A 17969-nucleotide genomic window follows, 5' to 3' on the forward strand; every position below is an offset into this window, starting at 1 on the left:
CCGCCGCATGAGCGCCGCGACCTACGCGCTGCTGGGCGTTGGCGCCGCCGTGCCCGGCACGGTGCGCGGCAACGAGGATCCCCTCTTCGAGCCCCTGCGCCGTGCCGCCGGAAGTGGCGGGGAGCACGCGCTCTTCTACGGCAATCGCGAGCGACGGGTGCTGGGGCCGGGTGAGTCCCTGGCCTCGCTCACCGCGCGCGCGGGCGCCGCCGCGCTCCAGGACGCGGGGCTGACCGCCTCGGACGTGCAGCGGCTGTATGGCTACGTGTCGGTGTCGGAGTTCATCGCGCCGAACGCGCTCTACGCGGTGCACCGGGAGCTGGGGCTGGGGCAGGGCGCCCTGGTGGTTCCGGTGCAGGCGGACTTCGCCAACTTCCTGATGGGCGTGGTGCTGGCCTGGGAGGCGCTGCGCGCGGGCAGCATCCAGCACGCGCTGGTCGCGGTGGGCTCCGCGTGGACGCGCAACGTGGACTACACGCAAGGGCACGCCATCGGCATTGGCGACGGCGCGGGCGCGGTGGTGGTGGGCGCGGGAGAGCGGCTGACCCTGGTGGACTGGGGCGCGGACACCTTCAGCGACGAGTACGGCGCGATGATGATGGGGCCGCGGCCGGAGTCCGGGCTCGCGCACCCTACCTATGGCATCGCGCCCACGTCGGGCGTGCAGGCCTTCCTGAACTCTGGAATGAACGGGCCGCCCCGGCTGGTGGAGCGGCTGCTCCACAAGCACGGCGTGGCGCGCGAGGACGTGACGCTCATCTCGCACCAGGCCACGCGCAAGCTGATGGACCACTGGGCGAAGGAGATCCGCCCGCGCGAGTACCTGGACACGTTCGAGGACTTCGGGAACATGGTGCACGCGTCCATCCCGGTGACGCTGGCCCGGTTCCACCGCGAGCTGCGAACGAAGTACCTGGTGATGGTGGGCCTGGGGATCGGCGCGCACCAGATGGCCCTGCTGGTGCGCGTCTGAGGGACGCCGGCTACTGGTCGTCGCAGGGCGTGCCCAGCCGAAGACCGGTGTAGACCCCCAGCTCGTTGTAGATGAGCGGCAGGTTCTGCCCCACGGGGACGTTGCGCAGCTCGACCTCCGTGCGCGGGTTTTCGATCCACATGGGCGTCTGCGCGCGGTCGATGACGAGCCGCAGCTGCCCCTTCTTCGTGGTGAAGATCTCGCCTTCGGAGTCCGCCACCACGTTGGTCATCTTCTGCGGCTTCAGGTCGCCCCGGGGCCCGATGAACACCCGGAAGTTGCGCGCCTCCGAGGGCGTGAAGCCCTTGTCCACGTAGTAGTACGTGCCCTTGGAGTCGCGCAGCAGCGCGTGCGGGACGAACTTCTGCGGGTTGGGGGCGTAGGTGGCCTTGCGCAGCAACTCGCGCGCCTCCGTGCCGGGGATCATCTCCAGGGACACCTTGCGCTCACCGCAGCGCAGCGAACAGGTGCGCTCCTGGGGGTCCACGCTCAGCGCCGAGTGCACTCGCAGATCGAGCCCGTCGTAGTCGGGGCTGCCCTTGGGATTGAAGAAGCGCGGATCCATGAAGGTCATGGCGGACAGGTTGCCGCCGCGGGGACGGGGCACCTCGAAGAACGCCTTCCCGTCGCCGTAGTAGAGCCGGTCCTCCAGGCCGTCCGTCTCCTCGTAGGGCACCGCGGCGACGTAGTGCCCCTTGCCGTCGGTGCAGACAGGGGTGGCCTCCAGGAGCATCCGCTGCCCCAGGTTCTCCGCCTTGCCCCACGACGGTTCGACGGCGGTGGCGGGGCTTGCGACGAGGAGCGCGGCCACGGGGAGCTGCTTCTTGAAGTAGCGGGTGGCGGCCTTCTGCTGATTGGAGACCTCCGGAGACGTGGTCCACACGAAGCGATCGCCTTGCAGGGCGGGCTCCAACGCGGCGCCAAAGCGGCAGTCCAGATGCTGGAGGCGGGCCTTCACCGCGCCGCGGGCCTCCTCCGACACCTCGCACATCGCCTTCAGCGCGTTGAGGGGGAAGGCGCAGAAGCGGGCGATGTCCTGGGCCTTGAGCACGGGCTCGCTGATGGTGACCCAGTCGATGGCGCCCGCCACGGAGGTCCCGCAGGAGGTGTTCATCGCCTGGAGCACTTCGGCGTAGGCGGTGTCGTGGACGGATTCCTCGGCCTTTCGGTCGAAGGCCATCAGCTTCGCCAGCTGTCCGCTCTGGGTCTGTTGCTGGTGCTGCGCGTAGACCTCCTCCGGCTTGAGTTTCTGGGAGCGTGCTTCGTCGTACTGGACCGCGACGCCGTTGCCGGGGCCTCCGGGGAAGTGCAGCTCCGCGCGCGTGCCCACGATGATCAGCGGCGAGTAGTCCTTCCCGTGCCACTGGGTGGTGTAGCTATGCCGCTGGGTGCTGAGGCTGCTCCAGTCCTTCAGGGTGTAGGGGAGCACCAGGGTGTCCAGCACGGAGCCGGTGCCCTGGATGCGCAGGATGAACTTCTTCTCCTCGCGGGGCGCGAGCGGTACGACGGCGACCTGTTCTCCCTGCGGACCCACGAACACCTTGCCGGGCTCGACGGGGGCCGCGGCCAGGACGGGGAGGGGGCCCAGGACGGCGGCCAGCACGGCCACTGCGACGACGACTCTCACGCGCGCTTCCTTCCCCTTGCCGGGGGACTCGGCCGCGGCGGTGTTCCCGCGCACGGCCAGGGCCGGATCAAGGCTCCATGCTCAGGTCGACTTCGTACTTCCGGCACTCCTGCTCTGCCTTCTGCCGGAGCTTCTTGGGCAGCAGGTTCCACTCGGCGCGGGCCCCGCCCAGGTCCTTCTGCATACAGCGGATCTGCGTCAGCAGCAGGCGGGCCGCGAGGTTGGGGCCGTCCGTGTAGCTGCGCTGGGCCCGGTTGATCGCCGCGGACAGGTCCTTCTCCGCGATTGCCGCACGCGCTCCCTGGAGGGCCACGCGCGAGGCCTCGTTCGGGGGATCGACACTCAGGCCCTGCTTCGCCGCGGGAGCATCGATTCCCTTCGGCTTGCCTTGAGAAGGCACCTTGGCCGTCGGGGTGGGCGGGGTCTGCGCCACGACGGGCGGCTGGGGCGGGGGCTGCGGTGCCGTGGTCGGCGGGGGGAGGGGAGGCGGGACGTTGTTCACGGCGGGCGGCGGAACCGCGACGGGCTGTGGCGGCGTGCTCGCGACAATCGGCGGCGCCACGACAGGCGCCGGCCGCAGCCACCAACCCAGCCCCACGGCGCCGAGGATCAACGCGGCGGCGCCCGCGACCGGCAGTACTCGTGACTTTGTCTTACCGCCACTGGCGGCGTCGACGGGCAGCGTCGTCGGACCGGGCGCTCCCACCACGCCCGCCACGCTCACGGGCGCGAGCGGCTGGCCGTGGGGACCGACGGGACCCGCGAGGCTGCCTGGAACCGCCTGCTGCCCGCCGAGGCTGCCCGGAGCGATGTGCTGGCCCGAGGAGGAGGCAGGGGCTGCATGCTGCCCGCCGAAGCTGCCCGGAGCGGCGTGCTGGCCCGCGATGGAGCCAGGGGGCAACTGCTGCCCGCCGAGGCCGCCTGGAGCGACGTGCTGGCTCGCGAGGCTGCCCGGAGTGACGTGCTGCTGGCCCGCGATGGAGCCTGAGGCCAGCTGCCCACCGAGGCTGCCTGGAGCGACGTGCTGGCCCGTGCCGTGACCTGGCGCGACGTGCTGCCCACCGATGCTCCCTGACGCGGCCTGCGGGCTCGTGCCGTAGGCCTGCTGCGCCGGCAGGGCCACACCCGAGGCTCCCACGGCGCCTGGTGCCACTCCGCTCGCGGGCATCTGCGTGGCGCCGAACCCCAGCGTGCCGCCCGCGGCCTGGGCCTGCTGACCGAACGGCGTCGTGCTGCTGCCACGGGGCGCCAGCGTCGCATCGAAGCCGATGTCATCCGGCTCCGCGACCGCGCCGGGACCAAAGCGGCCCGTCCCCGGCCCCTTGTTCGCCGGCGCCATCGTGGCGCCCATCGCGTCCTCGTCATCCGGGGCCACCGAGGGCAGGGCGACGCCGGAGGGACGCTTCGAGCGCGAGAACGTCCGGGCCGCGAGCTGTTCCTCTGTCTCCGGCAGCGACTGGAGCGTCGCGCCCGTGAGCTCCGTGATGAACGCCCCGACGTCCGGATGGCGATCATCCGGGTTCTTCTCCAGCGCGCGCGTCACCGCCCGGGCGACGTTCGGCGGAAGGTCCGGCATCAGCGTGGAGAGCGACACCGGCGGCTCATGCACCACGCGGTAGATGATCTGCGCCAGCGACCCGCCACCAAAGGGCGTCATCCCGGAGAGCATCTCGAACACGATGCCGCCCAGCGCGAACAGATCCGTCCTCGCGTCGATGCGCCGGTTGTGCCCCTGCGCCTGCTCCGGGGACATGTACTGCGGCGTGCCGATGAGCACCGCCTCCTGCGTCTGGAGCGTCTCGGAGGACATGACCTTCGAGATGCCGAAGTCGAGCAGCTTCACGCGCTCGCCCACCACGCCGCCGGAGTCGGTGGGCACCAGGAAGATGTTCGCCGGCTTCAGATCGCGGTGCACGACGCCAGCGCGATGCGCGGTCTGGAGCGCCGAACCCATCTGCCGCGTGAAGGAGAACACCTCCTCCAACGACAGCCGCCCGCGCCGCAGCCGGTCCGCGAGGCTCTCGCCGCGCAGGTACTCCAGCACCAGGAACGGACTGCCGTCCTCCAGCGTGTCGAAGTCCAACACCTCCACGATGTTCGGGTGCCCCAGCCGGGAGGCGATCTCCGCCTCGCGCCGGAAGCGCACGTGGAGGTCCGGCCCCACGTGGTCCCCGATGCGCAGCACCTTCACCGCCACCTGCTTGCCCGGAAGCCGCAGGTGCTGGGCCAGGAACACCGACCCCATGCCGCCCCGACCCAACACGGAGACGACTTTGTAGGTGTTCCGGAGGACCGAATCGATGTTCAGCTCACCGTCAGCCGAGCGCGTCATGGAAGAGGGCGTGTCCTGATGACAAAGGGCGCGAAAGCACCACCGCGAAACGGGGCGCCACGCTAGCACGCCCCATCCGTCAGGGCGCGCGCCTCTCGCCGCGGGCGACCCCCTGGACAGTCGAACGCCCGGACCCTCGTGGGAGGACCCGGGCGTCATGAACTCCATCCTTCCCAGCCCACCCGGAAAGGAGCGGCCTCATGGGGCCGCATCCCTACCTCGAGGAGCCGAGCAGGCTCAGCCCCACTTGGACATCGTGCGACGGGGCGGAGGCGAACCCGGCCCCGCGGCCGGAGCCGCCGGACGCGCCACCTGCGGACGGCCCTGGCCACCCGTGCGAGGCGCCTGGGCATTGCCGCCGCTGGCCTGACGCGACTGGCCACCGCTCGAACGGCCTTGCCCCCCGCCACCCCCGCCATTGCGGCCGCCTCGGCCACCGCGACGCTGACCCCCGCCGCCACCCCCGCCGTTGCCACGCGCGGAGCCCCGTCCGCCCCGGTTGCCGGCCAGCGGGGGACGGGTGTCCTCCACATCCCCGGGCAGGGGAGGGGGCAGCTGCGAGCGGAAGCCCGCGTCCGCCACCGGCACGCTGCGGCGGATGGTGCGCTCGATGTCGCGCAGGTACGCGCGCTCCTCGGAGTCGCAGAAGGACACGGCCTGTCCGCTGGCGCCCGCGCGACCGGTGCGGCCGATGCGGTGCACGTACTGCTCCGGCACGTTGGGCAGGTCGTAGTTGAACACGTGCGACAGCCCGTCGATGTCGATGCCGCGCGCCGCGATGTCCGTGGCGACCAGCACCCGGAGCGTGCCGGCGCGGAACTCATCCAGCGCGCGCTCGCGGGCGTTCTGGCTCTTGTTGCCGTGGATCGCGTCCGCGCGCACGCCCGCCGCCGTGAGCTGCTTGGCCACGCGGTTGGCGCCGTGCTTCGTGCGGGTGAAGACGAGCGCGCGCGGAATCGCCTTCGCGTCCTGGAGCAGGTGCGTGAGCAGCGCGCGCTTCTCCTCGCGCTCCACGAAGTACACCTGCTGGCTCACCGTCTCCGCGGTGCTGGACGCGGGCGTCACCTCCACGCGCACCGGCTCCTTCAGGATGTTGCGCGCCAGGTCCACGATGTCCGGCGGCAGCGTCGCGCTGAAGAACAGCGTCTGGCGCACCGACGGCAGCACCTTGATGACCCGCCGCACGTCGTGGATGAACCCCATGTCCAGCATGCGGTCCGCCTCGTCGAGCACGAACACTTCCAGCGCGCGCAACGTCACGTGGCCCTGATCAATGAGATCCAGCAGGCGCCCCGGCGTCGCCACCAGGATGTCCACGCCCTGGCGCAGCGCCTGGACCTGCGGATTCTGGCCCACGCCGCCGAACACCACCGCGTGGCGCAGCGGCAGGTGCTTGCCGTAGGTCCCGAAGCTGTCACTCACCTGGCTGGCCAGCTCGCGCGTGGGCGTCAGCACCAGGCAGCGCACCGGCCGCGCGCCGCCCGCGGGCGCCTTCGCCGACAGGCGCTGGAGGATGGGCAGCGCGAACGCCGCCGTCTTGCCCGTGCCCGTCTGGGCCACGCCCAACACATCCTTGCCCGCCAGTGCGTGGGGAATCGCTTTCACCTGGATGGGCGTCGGCGTGGTGTAGCCCTCGGCCTTCACGGCCTTGAGAAGGGAATCGGTCAACTGCAGTTCGTCGAAAGTCATGAAATCCCGCGATGAAGGGTGGGCGCACTCCCCCTCCGGCGGGGGACCGACCGCGCAGCGCGCCCTCCCGCGGTATTGCGGGGGCGCCTTGCGGTACGCGGTCAGGCCAAATTGCGGCCCGAGGCACCTGGAAACGTCCTGGAACCCCTGGGCTTCCGGAAGGATTCCCGGTGCCGCCCAGGGCCCGGCCACACTGCCTGCAACGGGGGGCAATGTCCCGGGAAATCCTCCCCGCCCGGCTGCTCCCCACCGCTGTGGAGATTTCGGACAGGGCTGGAGGCCGCCTGCCCCCGTCGTCCCCAACCCCCCAGTCCGGGCGCCAGTGGCCTCCTCTCTCGGACGCCCTCCCAAGTCACCGGAATCATTTGGATTCAAACTAAATGACTGTGGGTAAGTCCTGGGATTGATTGGGCAATTCCTCACCCATCGTTGGCTGGCATGCCCGTTGCTAGCCCATGCCGCGTCGCGCCGTGATGGCGCGGGCGGTGGGCCCCTGGGAGGAGCGGGATTTGAAGCGGTGGCAGCGACAGACGGTGGGGCTGGCCTGGGGCTTGGGGCTGTGCGTGGCGGCGTTGGCGTGTGCCCAGCCCAAGGCGGGGGCGGTCCGGGGGACTGGGTTCTCCACGGAGTCGGTGCAGGAGCGGGCCCGCGCGCTGGCCGCGAAGCCGTACCAGGAGCCTCCCATCGGGGTGCCGCCCTCCTTCGAGAAGCTCACGTACGATCAGTTCCGGGACATCCGCTTCCGTGACTCGGCGTCGCTGTGGCGTGAAGAGGGGCTGCCCTTCCGGGCGCAGTTCTTCCACCCGGGCTTCTATTACACGCGTCCCGTGGTCGTGAACCTGGTGGAGGGCGGCAGGGCGCGCCCGGTGCCCTTCTCCACGGAGCAGTTCACCTATGGGCCCCTGGTGGGCACGCCGCCCAAGGGCAAGGTGAACGGCTTCGCGGGCTTCCGGCTGAACGCGCCGCTGAACACGAAGGACTACTACGACGAGCTGGTGGCCTTCCTGGGCGCCAGCTACTTCCGCGCGCTCGGCAAGGGCAACCTCTATGGTCTGTCCGCGCGCGGGCTCGCCATCGACACGGCGCTGCCGGGGGGCGAGGAGTTCCCCACGTTCCGCGAGTTCTGGCTGGAGACGCCGGCCGCGGGCTCGGACGCGGTGGTGGTGCACGCGCTGATGGACAGCCCCAGCGTGACGGGCGCGTTCCGCTTCGCCATCCACCCGGGTGAGCGCACGGTGATGGACGTGGACGCGACGGTGTTCGCGCGCAAGGTGGTGCGGCAGTTGGGCCTGGCGCCGCTCACCAGCATGTTCCTCTTCGGTGAGAACGACCGGGGCGACTTCGACGACTTCCGCCCGGAGGTCCACGATTCCGACGGCCTGTCGGTCTGGATGAAGAACGGCGAGAAGCTGTGGCGCCCCCTGAAGAACCCGAAGCAGCTCCAGGTCAGCAGCTTCCACTCGGACGGACTGGCGGGCTTCGGCCTGCTGCAGCGCGACCAGGCGTTCACCAGCTACGAGGACCTGGAGGCGCGCTACGAGCGCCGGCCGGGCGCCTGGGTGGAGCCGGTGAGTGACTGGGGCGCCGGCTCCGTGCGGCTCGTGGAGATCCCGACCCGCGAGGAGATCCACGACAACATCGTGGCCTTCTGGGTGCCGGATGCGCCGGTGCAGGCGGGCGCGCAGCTTCGCTTCGCCTACCGGCTGTCCTGGGGCTTCGCCCCCGAGGGCGCGAAGGCTGGGGGCTCCACCGTCGCGGCGACGCGTGTCGCGGCGGGCAGCAAGCCGGGGGCGCGCCGCTTCGTCCTCGACTTCACGAAGGACGCCGGGGAGGGCACCGGTCCGGTGGAGGCGGTCGTCACCGCTTCACGCGGCCAGGTGCTGCACCCGCGCGCGGAGGTCCATGCGATCTCCGGTGGCTACCGCGCGGCCTTCGAGCTGCTGCCCGACGGGGACGCCCCCGTCGAGCTGCGCTGCTTCCTGAAACGCGGTTCCGAGACCCTCACCGAGACCTGGAGCTACCTGTGGATTCCGTGACCACGCACCCGTTCATGTCGTTCGCTCCGGCGATGCCCCAGGACGCCCGCGCGGACACGCGCGCCGCGCTGGTGGGCTTCTTCCAGGACTTTGGTTTCACCGGCCGAGGGGACCTGGAGCGGCTGGCGAGCTGGGTCCTGGGAACCCGGGAGCTGGCCCTGTCTCCGGAGGCCGCGCTGGCGCTCGCGCGCTGGCGCGTGGAGGGGTGGCTGGCGGCGGTGCTCGGGCCTTCGCACGTGGGGCCGGCGCTGCTGGTGCGCGGCCGGGCCGCCTTCGTCCTGGTGGGCGGTGCGCGCTGGGGCGCGGACGTGCTGCTGCGCGAGCCCAGCACGCTGCCGGAGGCGTGGCGCCGCGCGGTGTGTGAAGCCGTGCCCATGTCGGCCCCGGCGGAAGTGCCCTGCCAGATGCGGGAGCAGGTGCTCGTGCTCAATCCCTTCATGGACATGGTGCGCCGCTGGCTGCGCCCCGCCAGCCGGGCGGACGTGTCGCCGTCGCGCTAGGCGCGCGCCATCCACACCGCAAGCGCCGCACGGGAGCCCGGAGTCCGCATGAACCCCCAACCGTACACTCCGGCGCTGGCCCGTCCGCGCCGCGTCATGGTGCTGGGGCTCGCGGCCCTGAGCACCGGGTTCGCATCCGTGGAGATGCACCGGCTGCTGGCCGCCCACGGGACCACGGTGCCGGAGCTGTTCGTGCTGGGGCTGTTCACGCTGTGCTTCGCGTGGATCTCCCTGTCGTTCTGGAGCGGCATCGCGGGCTTCGTGCAACTGGTCTCGAACCAGCGGGTGCCGGGCCTGCTCTGGCCCACGGAGGAGGAGGCCGCGGTCCCGCTGACGCGCCGCACCGCCGTGGTGATGCCCGTCTACAACGAGGATCCGGCCGCCGTGTTCGCGCACGTGCAGGCCACGTACGAGTCCATCGCCGCGACGGGGCAGTTGGACGCGTTCGACTTCTACGTGCTCAGCGACTCCACCCGGGCGGAGTCGTGGGTGGCGGAGGAGCTGGCGTGGTCGGAGCTGTGTCGCCGGGTGGGCGGGCAGGGCCGCATCTTCTACCGCCGCCGCTCCGACAACACCGCCAAGAAGGCCGGGAACCTGGCCGAGTTCTGCGAGCGCTGGGGCCGCCGCTACGACTTCCTGCTGGTGCTGGACGCCGACAGCTTGATGGCGGGCGACAGCGTGGTGCGGATGGCGCGGCTGATGGAGCTGAACCCGGGGGCGGGCATCCTCCAGGTGCCGCCGCAGAACGTGGGTCGCTCCACGCTGTTCGCGCGCCTGCAGCAGTTCGCGGGGCGCATCTACGGGCCCATCGTGGCCGCGGGCGCGGCGTCGTGGCAGCTGGGGGACTCCAACTACTGGGGCCACAACGCCATCCTGCGCATGGCGCCCTTCATCGAGCACTGTGGCCTGCCGGTGCTTCCGGGACAGCAGCCCTTCGGCGGCCACATCCTCAGCCATGACTTCGTGGAGGCGGCGCTGATGCGCCGGGCGGGCTACACGGTGTGGCTGGTGCCGGAGATCGGCGGCAGCTACGAGCAGCCGCCGCCGGACCTGTTGGCGTACGCGCAGCGCGACCGCCGCTGGTGCCAGGGCAACCTCCAGCACCTGGGCCTGGTGATGGCGGGGGGCCTGCATCCGATGAGCCGGATGCACTTCCTCATGGGGGTGATGTCCTACGTCGCATCGCCCCTGTGGCTCATCTTCCTGGTGTCGGGCCTGTTCGCCGCGCTGCACGAGTGGTTCTTCTCGCCGGCGACGCTGGTGGGGTTCCAGTCCACGCTGCCCGGGGGAGACGCGTTCGACACGGTGGGCGCGCTGCGGCTGATGCTCGTGTCGCTGGCGATGCTGTGGATTCCGCGCCTGATGGGCCTGGGGCTGGTGCTCGCGGACCGCGAGGAGGCGGCGCGGATGGGGGGCCGCGCCATGCTGGTGCTGAGCGTGGCGCTGGAGGGCGTGGTGTCCACGCTGATGGCGCCGGTGATGATGCTCTTCCAGTCGCACTTCGTGTTCGGGACGCTGCTTGGCTACAAGGTGAACTGGTCCAGCCAGCAGCGCGAGGACACCGACCTGCCCTGGTCGGAGGCCCTGCGGCGGCACAAGTGGCACATGGTGGTCGGCGTCGTGCTCGCGCTGCTGGCGGTCGCGGTGGCGCCGGGGATGCTGACGTGGTTGTCGCCGGTCATCCTGGGGCTGTGGCTGTCCCCGGCCATCTCCGTGTTCACCGCCCGTGCGTCACTGGGCCTGTGGGCGCAGCGGCGGGGCCTGTTCCTCATCCCGGAGGAGGTGGCTCCCCCCACGGTGCTGGTGCGCGCGCAGGAGCTCGCGGGGGAGGAGCTGGAGCCGGTGGGCGATGCGCTGGACCACGTGCTGACGGATCCGCGCGCGCACGCCCTGCATCTGGCCCTGCTGGAGGCGCACCCGACGGCCGGTGTGCCCGTGGCCCTCGCGTCCGCGCGGCGCAAGCTGCTGGCGGGCGCGGTGGAGCCCCTGTCCGCGCAGGAGAAGTCCGCGGTCCTGCTGGATGCACGCACACTGTCGGAGCTGCGCGGCCGGCGCTTGAGCGTCCAGGCCTGATCGCGGTTGCACGGGCGCACGCCGCCCTGGATGCTCCCGGGCATGAACCGGGTCACCTCCGCCGCCGCGCTCGCGCTGTTCTTCTCCTCTGGGGCCTTCGCCGCGGAGCCTCCCACCTCCGGGGAGGACCGGTGGTGGAAGCACGTCGAGGTCCTGGCCAGTGACGCGATGGAGGGCCGGGACACGGGCAGCAAGGGCTACGAGCTGGCCGCGGGCTATGTGTCCAAGGAGCTGGCCGCGCTGGGGGTTCGGCCGGTGATGAAGACCGGCTTCCTCCAGCCCATGGCGCTGGAGTCCCGCCGCCTCATCGAGTCGAAGTCGCGCATCGCGCTGGTGAAGGACGGCAAGACGCAGCCGCTCGTGCAGGGCGAGGACGCCGTCCTGTCCTCGCGGCAGGGAGAGGCCGGTGCCGTGGACGCGCCGCTGGTGTTCGTGGGGTACGGCCTGTCCATTCCCGAGCTGGGCCATGATGACTTCGCGGGCCTGGACCTGAAGGGCAAGGTGGTGGTGCTGCTCCAGGGCGGACCGGGGAACATCCCGGGCCCGGTGAAGTCCCATTTCTCTTCGTGGACGGAGCGCGTGAAGGTCCTCAAGCGCGCGGGGGCCGTGGGGTACGTCTACCTGCAGAACCCCAAGCATCAGGAGCTGCCGTGGGAGCGGCTGGTCGGCTCCGTCAGGAGCCCGACGATGCAGTTCGCGGAGGCGTCGCTCAATGACACCGGCGGTCTGAAGGTCGCGGCGGTGATGAACGTGACGCGGTCGCAGAAGCTGTTCGAGGGCGCGCCTCACCGCTACGAAGAGCTGGTGGCGTTGGCGGACGCGGATCAGCCGCTGCCGAGGTTCGAGCTGCCCTTCCGGCTGAAGGCGAAGCTGGCGTTCGAGGTGAAGTCGCTGAAGTCGATGAACGTGGTGGGCGTCATGCCGGGCGCGGATCCGGTGCTCGCGAAGGAGTACGTGGTGCTCAGCGCGCACCTGGACCACGTGGGCGTGGGAGAGCCGGTGAACGGCGACCGCATCTACAACGGCGCCATGGACAACGCGTCCGGTGTCGCGGCGGTGCTGGAGGTCGCGCGCCAGCTGCATGCCCAGCCGACGAAGCCGAAGCGTTCAGTGCTGTTCGCGCTGGTGACAGGGGAGGAGAAGGGGCTGCTCGGGTCGAAGTACTTCGCGGCCCGGCCGCCCGTGCCCATCACCTCCATGGTGGCGGACTTCAACCTGGACATGTTCATGCCCCACTGGCCCTTCGCCTCCGTGGTGGCGCACGGCAAGGACGAGTCCACGCTGTCGGTGCCGCTGGCGGCGGTGGCCGCGAAGCAGGGCGTCCAGGTGCTCCCGGATCCGGAGCCGGACCGCAACCTGTTCGTGCGCAGCGACCAGTACTCGTTCATCCGCGAGGGCGTGCCCGCGCTGTTCTTCAAGTTTGGCTACACGCCGGGGTCGCAGGAGCAGAAGGTCCTCAAGCAGTGGCTGACGGAGCGCTACCACGCGCCGTCGGACGACCTGTCCCAGCAGCCCGTGGATCACGAAGGCGCCGCGCGGTTCATCGAGTTCCTGACCGCCATGACGAACGCGGTGGCGGACGCGCCGGGCCGCCCCCAGTGGAATGACGACAGCTTCTTCCGGCGCTTCGCGAAGCCTTCGGTAGTGCCCGTCAAGTCCGCGCCGACCTCCACCGTGACCCCGTAGGCCCGCGGCTCGGCTCAGGCGTCGGGGTGGGACTCCGCGACCCCGGGACGGGCCTCCAGGAAGCGCAGCGCGCCGCGGATGTCCGACGAGGCTGATTCCTTCGGGGCGTGTCGCGCTGCTTCGATGCGGCGGCGCGCGGAGCCGCGCGCTTCGTGGCCTTCCGCGCTTCCCACCGGCAAGGTGTCGGCGTGGGCGAGGTCGAGCGCGGCGCGCAGCAGCTCCACGAGCTGGAAGAGGGCAGGGTCGTCGCGCAGCTCGGGAGCCCCATCCAGCGCCGAGAACCCTTCGCGGGCCGCGGTCAGTTCGCCGCACGCCGCATCCAACGCGGCCAGGTGCGCGATGAAGCGCAGCGCCTGCCAGCGAGACGCGCGGCCCAGGATGGCCACCGCCTCCGCCAGCGCCGCGCGGGCCTGCTTCCAGTGGCCCCGGGCAAGCGATGCCCGGCCCCACTCTCCCAGGGCGGTGCCCTCCATCAGGCGTTGACCCAGCAGCCGCGACAGGCGCACCGCGGCCTCCAGATGCTCGCAGGCCTCCATGACGCCGCCCCCGTCCAGCAGGTAGCACCCCAGGTTGAGCCGCGCGAGTGCCTGCCCCGCGCGGTCCTCCACGCTCAGCGCTCGTGCCAGCGCCTCGCCCAACAACGTCACCGCTTCGCCGCTGTCGCCTGCTTCACCCATGGCGACCGCGCAGTTGGTGAGGAAGCCCACCTCGAACGTCACGTCCCCGACCTCGCGGAACAGGGCCAGCGCCGCGCGAAGGTGCGGGATGGCTGCCTCCGGTCCTCGCCGTACCTGTTCGACGAGGCCCAGGTTGCCCATCGCGTAGGCCTCCAACCAATGGTCATTCCCGGAGGGCAGGGCCTGCGCGTCGCGCATCAGCGTCCACGCGGCGGCCGCGTCTCCGGCGTGCCGGGCGACGATGGACAGATCCACGAGCACGCGCTTCTCCAGCGCGGTCTCGCCCAGCACATGGAAGATGCCGCGCACCTGCTCCAGCGCCTGGCGGGCCGCGTCCGCCTGTCCCGCGTCCAGGTGCGCACGGCCCAGGACCGCGAGCGCCTCCGCGCGCTTCAGCGGCGCCACCGCCACGCGCGAAGACAGCTCCAGTGCCTGCTCCAGCCTCTCCAGCAGCAGACCCGCGGGCCCGCGCGTCCGCACATCCGGCTCCAACGCCACCAGGGTCTCCAGCGCGCGGCCCAGGGACTCGGCGGACGCGGGACGCACCGCCATCGCGTTGTCGCATGCGGCCAGCAGGTTCTCCCGCTCCAGGGCCAACCTGCGGAGCGCCGTCGCACCGCCTGTCTTCTGGACGCGCTCTCTCAGCCGCCGCGCGACCTGGAGATACGTGTCCGCATGGCGGGCCTCGCAGGCCACCTCGTCCCCCTGTTCCATCAGGCGCAGCGCCGCGTATTCGCGGATGCTCTCGTAAAGCCCCAGGCGCAGGAAGCCGCCGGGCGAGCCCACCTCTCGCGCGCACACGAGCGAGCGGGAGCGCAGGGAGTGCAGCACCTCCAGCACGTCCGGTGACCCCTCCGGCAGCACCAACACCGCCTCGGCCGCCTCCAGCGTGAAGCCGCCGCGGAACACCGAGCACTGCGCCAGCGCGGCGCGCTCCGCTGGCTCCAGCAGGTTCCACGACCAGTCGATGGCCCCCCGCAGCGTCGCCTGCCGGGCGGGTGCATCCCGCCGCCCGACGCGCAGCAGGTCGAAGCGCTTCGACAGCCGCTCGCGCAGCTGCTCCACTCCCAGCACGCTCACGCGCGCGGCGGCCAGCTCGATGGCCAGGGCGATGCCGTCCAATTGCCGCACGATGTCCGCGACGCGCGGGGCGTCCTCGTCGCCCAGGATGAAGTCGCCGCGCGTCTCCCGCGCCCGCTGCACGAACAGGCGCACCGCGTCCGAGCGCAGGATGACGTCCCAGCGCGTCTCCTCGGGATCTGGCAGACCCAGCGGGGCCAGATCCAGCACGCGCTCTCCGGGCAGGCGCAGGGCCTCGCGCGTGGTGACGAGGAAGCGCGCGTGCGGCGCCAGCACCCGCCAGCGGCCCAGCGTCGCGGGCACGTGCCGCACCACCTGCTCCACGTTGTCGAGGATGACCAGCACGTCGCCGCAGCCCGCGAGCGCGCGGCCCAGCCGCTCCGCGGGCGTGCTGCCGTCGCCATCCGCCGACAGCGGGACGCCCAGGGCGCGCCCCACCGCGTGGCAGAGATCATCCGCCGTCAGGGCCTCCTCCAGATCGCACCGCCAGACGCCGCCCTCCCAGTGACCCGCGTCCGACTCCAGCGCGCCGAAGTGCGTGGCCAGCCGCGTCTTCCCCATGCCCCCCGGGCCCAGGATGCTGAGCAGCCGCGCGCCCTCCGACACCCACTGGCGCAGGGTGTCCAGCTCCTCCGCGCGCCCCACCAGGTCCTGCCGCAGCAGCGGCACGTTGCCGGGCCGCTCCCGTGGCGCGCGCAGAGGCCCGAAGCGGCGGTGCGACAAGGCCACCGGCAACAGCTCCACCAGCGTCACGCTGTCGCCCACGCCGCGCAGGCGGAAGGCGCCCAGCTGGCGCGCGATGGGCAGCCCCAGCGCGGCCAGCTCCGGGGCGACGCGAGCCCACGTCGCGCCGCTCAGCAGCACCTGGCCGCCATGGCCCGCGTCCGCCACGCGCGCCGCGATGTTCACCGGAGGCCCCAGGTAGTCCAACCGGTGGGTGGAGGGATCCATCCGGCAGTCGGGTTCCCCCACGTGCACGCCCATGCGCACGCGCAGCCCCCGGTGGGCCAGCCCTTCGGCCGCGTACTCCTCCGCCGCGTCCGCTTCCTCCAGCAAGGCCTTGGGCCAGCTCACGTGCAGCAGGGCCTCCTGGGCCCGGAGGCACCAGTGCACCGCCTCCGTGGGGGACGCGAACGCCACCATGAAGGCGTCGCCCTGCGACTTCACCTCGTAGCCGTCCGTGCCCAGCAGCAGCGCGCGCAGCACGCCATCATGCAGCTCCAGCGCGTCGCGCATGCCCTGGCCGCAGCGCTCCCACAGGCGGGTGGACCCCTGGATGTCGGTGAAGACCAGCGCGACCGAACCGGTGGGAGGCAGGTGTGGCGAGGGAGGGGGCCTCATGTCCCGGTTGGAAGGCGCGTCGTCGGCTGGAGGCTCGACGACCGCGAGTCTTCGGAAGGCCTCTGCCATGCTCCCGCTCTCCCGATGCCAGAAACCCACGCACCCAATCCCACCCTCGCCGCCACCGTGTTGCCCGTCAGGGTGAAGTTCGTGCCGACAGGCCTTCACATGGAAAGCAGTACGGACCGGAACGGCAACACGCACCTGCCGGACAGGGCAGTCCGCTGGTAGTGAGCACTTGTGACCGCGCCGCGCGTGCATCCATCACTGCACGACATCCGTATGGTCCCATGGGGTGTCCCGCTGTCCGCGCGACACGGTCTTCCCTCCCCGGCGCGAGGGCCGGGGTCTGGCAGGCCCCATTCGAAGTAGGTCGGCGGGCCGTGCTAGGACTGCCTTCACGTCCCGTCCTCGCGGCAGGTGCGCGAGGTACACGATGCTCCCTCCGGAAGGACTCATGCGTTCGACTTCGGCACTGGCCTTGATGATGGCTTCCCTCGCGTTTGGCGCGCTGTCGGCATGCGGCGACGACGCGAAGGACAACAACCCGGACGGGGGCACCTCCTCCGGCACGGACGCGGGCACCGACGGCGGTCCGAATGGAACGGGCGACGGCAAGTGCCCGGCCTCCGCGATCATCTGCGAGAACTTCGACAAGGGGCAGAACGGCTGGAAGACCCCGGATGAGGAGCACCACGCGACCATCACCATCGACGGCACGCGCACGCGCTCCGGCAGCGGCGCGGTGCACGTGGTGACGGAGGCGGGGCACGATGAGACGACGGGCAAGGAGCAGGATCCGCAGGCCATCGCGCACCTGCGCAAGGACATCCCGGCCTTCGGCACGACGCTCTACACGCGCGCGTATGTCTACCTGAGCCGCGCCGCGCCCCAGGATGTGATGGGGACGTACTTCATCCTCTTCTCGCCCAAGGAGAGCGACTTCGGCGGCATCGAACTGCAGGGCATGGTCAACGGCGGCTTCGCGCTGGATGACTGGAGCGGCATCAAGGGCACGGGGTGGAACTACCAGGACGACCTGAAGGTGACGGTGTCGCCGAACAAGTGGACCTGCATCGAGTGGGGCGTGCAGCGCGCCAGTGCCACGGCCACCACGGGCCACGCGCAGGTGTGGGTGGATGGCGCGCAGGCGTTCGACTTCCCGAACGTGGGCATGCGGCCGTTCACCAGCTTCGCGGTGGGCTACGGCTTCGTGCATCCGCACGGCGACTCCGCGTCGGAGACGTGGATCGACGACCTCGCGGTGGCGCCCGTGCGCATCGGCTGCGAGTGACGCCATGTCGCTGAATCGCGTCGCGGACGAGACCCTTCGCATCCTCGAGCAGGGCACCTACGTGCCGCTTTCGGGACGGGAGGTGTCCGTGCGCGACGCGGTGGCGCACGCGGTCCAGGGCACGGTGCTGGTGCGCCCGGGCGACTTCGAACACCTCAAGCGTCCGGAGCCCGTGACGGGCTTCACGGTCGAGGTGACCTCCGAGAAGACGGGCGAGGCCGCGCGCCGGCTGGTGGAGCTGGAGGGCGTGCGGGACGTGGTGGCGCTCAACTTCGCGTCGGCGGTGAACCCGGGCGGTGGCTTCCTCACGGGGGCGAAGGCGCAGGAGGAGGACCTGGCGCGGTGCTCGGCGCTGTACCCGTGCCTGCTCCGGTTTCCGGAGTACTACGACGTGAACCGCAAGCTGCGCTCGCCGCTCTACACGGACCACGTGCTGTACTCGCCCGACGTGCCTTTCTTCCGCAACGAGCACTACGACTTGTTGGAGCGGCCCTTCAACGTGTCGCTGATCACGGCGCCCGCGCCCAACGCGAAGCAGCTGCCCGCGGACGACGCGGAGGTGGGGCTCCAACTGCGTGAAGTGTTGATCGCGCGGGCGCTCAAGGTGTTGCAGGTGGCGGCGCACCACGGGCACCGGACGCTCATCCTGGGGGCATGGGGA

The 17969-nt window shown here is 71.3% G+C and carries 11 protein-coding genes; 7 read left to right on the forward strand and 4 right to left on the reverse strand.

Translation table 11 applies throughout. From position 1 onward, the window contains the following. Window positions 1-7 precede the first annotated feature (7 nt). Window positions 8-973 (forward strand): 3-oxoacyl-[acyl-carrier-protein] synthase III C-terminal domain-containing protein, encoded by a 966-nt coding sequence (locus FOF48_RS24030; RefSeq protein ID WP_143905100.1) that lies wholly within the window; start codon window positions 8-10, stop codon window positions 971-973. 10 nt (window positions 974-983) lie between these two features. Here the strand turns inward: FOF48_RS24030 and FOF48_RS37230 are convergent, their stop codons facing one another. The 3 genes from FOF48_RS37230 to FOF48_RS24050 all read right to left on the reverse strand — a co-directional run bounded on the left by FOF48_RS37230 (window position 984) and on the right by FOF48_RS24050 (window position 6621). Further along, window positions 984-2600, reverse strand: coding sequence for a hypothetical protein (locus tag FOF48_RS37230; protein WP_255442592.1), 1617 nt, complete (start codon window positions 2598-2600; stop codon window positions 984-986). Window positions 2601-2667: 67 nt separating this feature from the next. Next, window positions 2668-4932, reverse strand: a complete 2265-nt coding sequence (locus FOF48_RS24045) for a serine/threonine-protein kinase (RefSeq protein ID WP_143905101.1) — start codon at window positions 4930-4932, stop codon at window positions 2668-2670. Between the two features lie 237 nt (window positions 4933-5169). Further along, a complete protein-coding gene (locus FOF48_RS24050; RefSeq protein ID WP_143905102.1) occupies window positions 5170-6621 on the reverse strand; it encodes a DEAD/DEAH box helicase in 1452 nt (483 codons plus the stop codon). Window positions 6622-7076: 455 nt separating this feature from the next. Between FOF48_RS24050 and FOF48_RS24055 the strand changes: the two genes are divergently transcribed. The 4 genes from FOF48_RS24055 to FOF48_RS24070 are packed head-to-tail and all read left to right on the forward strand — an operon-like array spanning window position 7077 to window position 12916. Beyond that, window positions 7077-8657, forward strand: a complete 1581-nt coding sequence (locus FOF48_RS24055; protein ID WP_235685817.1) for a glucan biosynthesis protein — start codon at window positions 7077-7079, stop codon at window positions 8655-8657. Then, window positions 8645-9157 carry a hypothetical protein gene (locus tag FOF48_RS24060; protein ID WP_143905103.1) on the forward strand — a complete coding sequence of 171 codons (513 nt, stop codon included), beginning with the start codon at window positions 8645-8647 and terminating at the stop codon, window positions 9155-9157. Before FOF48_RS24055 ends, FOF48_RS24060 begins: the two co-directional genes overlap by 13 nt. A 48-nt stretch (window positions 9158-9205) precedes the next feature. Beyond that, window positions 9206-11230, forward strand: coding sequence for a glucans biosynthesis glucosyltransferase MdoH (mdoH, locus tag FOF48_RS24065; RefSeq protein WP_143905104.1), 2025 nt, complete (start codon window positions 9206-9208; stop codon window positions 11228-11230). Between the two features lie 42 nt (window positions 11231-11272). Continuing rightward, window positions 11273-12916, forward strand: coding sequence for a M28 family metallopeptidase (locus FOF48_RS24070; RefSeq protein WP_143905105.1), 1644 nt, complete (start codon window positions 11273-11275; stop codon window positions 12914-12916). 14 nt (window positions 12917-12930) lie between these two features. Here the strand turns inward: FOF48_RS24070 and FOF48_RS24075 are convergent, their stop codons facing one another. Further along, window positions 12931-16083 (reverse strand): adenylate/guanylate cyclase domain-containing protein, encoded by a 3153-nt coding sequence (locus FOF48_RS24075; protein WP_143905106.1) that lies wholly within the window; start codon window positions 16081-16083, stop codon window positions 12931-12933. Window positions 16084-16471: 388 nt separating this feature from the next. On the opposite strand from FOF48_RS24075, the gene FOF48_RS24080 reads away from it, so the two are divergent. Further along, the gene (locus FOF48_RS24080; protein WP_143905107.1) at window positions 16472-17308 is read left to right on the forward strand and encodes a hypothetical protein; all 837 of its coding nucleotides are present in this window, start codon (window positions 16472-16474) and stop codon (window positions 17306-17308) included. A 4-nt stretch (window positions 17309-17312) separates the two neighbouring features. Then, window positions 17313-17969, forward strand: a 657-nt coding sequence (locus tag FOF48_RS24085; RefSeq protein ID WP_143905108.1) for a TIGR02452 family protein, incomplete at its 3' end; no start/stop codon positions are given.

Origin of the sequence: Corallococcus sp. Z5C101001, assembly GCF_007352635.1 — a bacterium.
GTDB lineage: Bacteria > Myxococcota > Myxococcia > Myxococcales > Myxococcaceae > Corallococcus > Corallococcus silvisoli.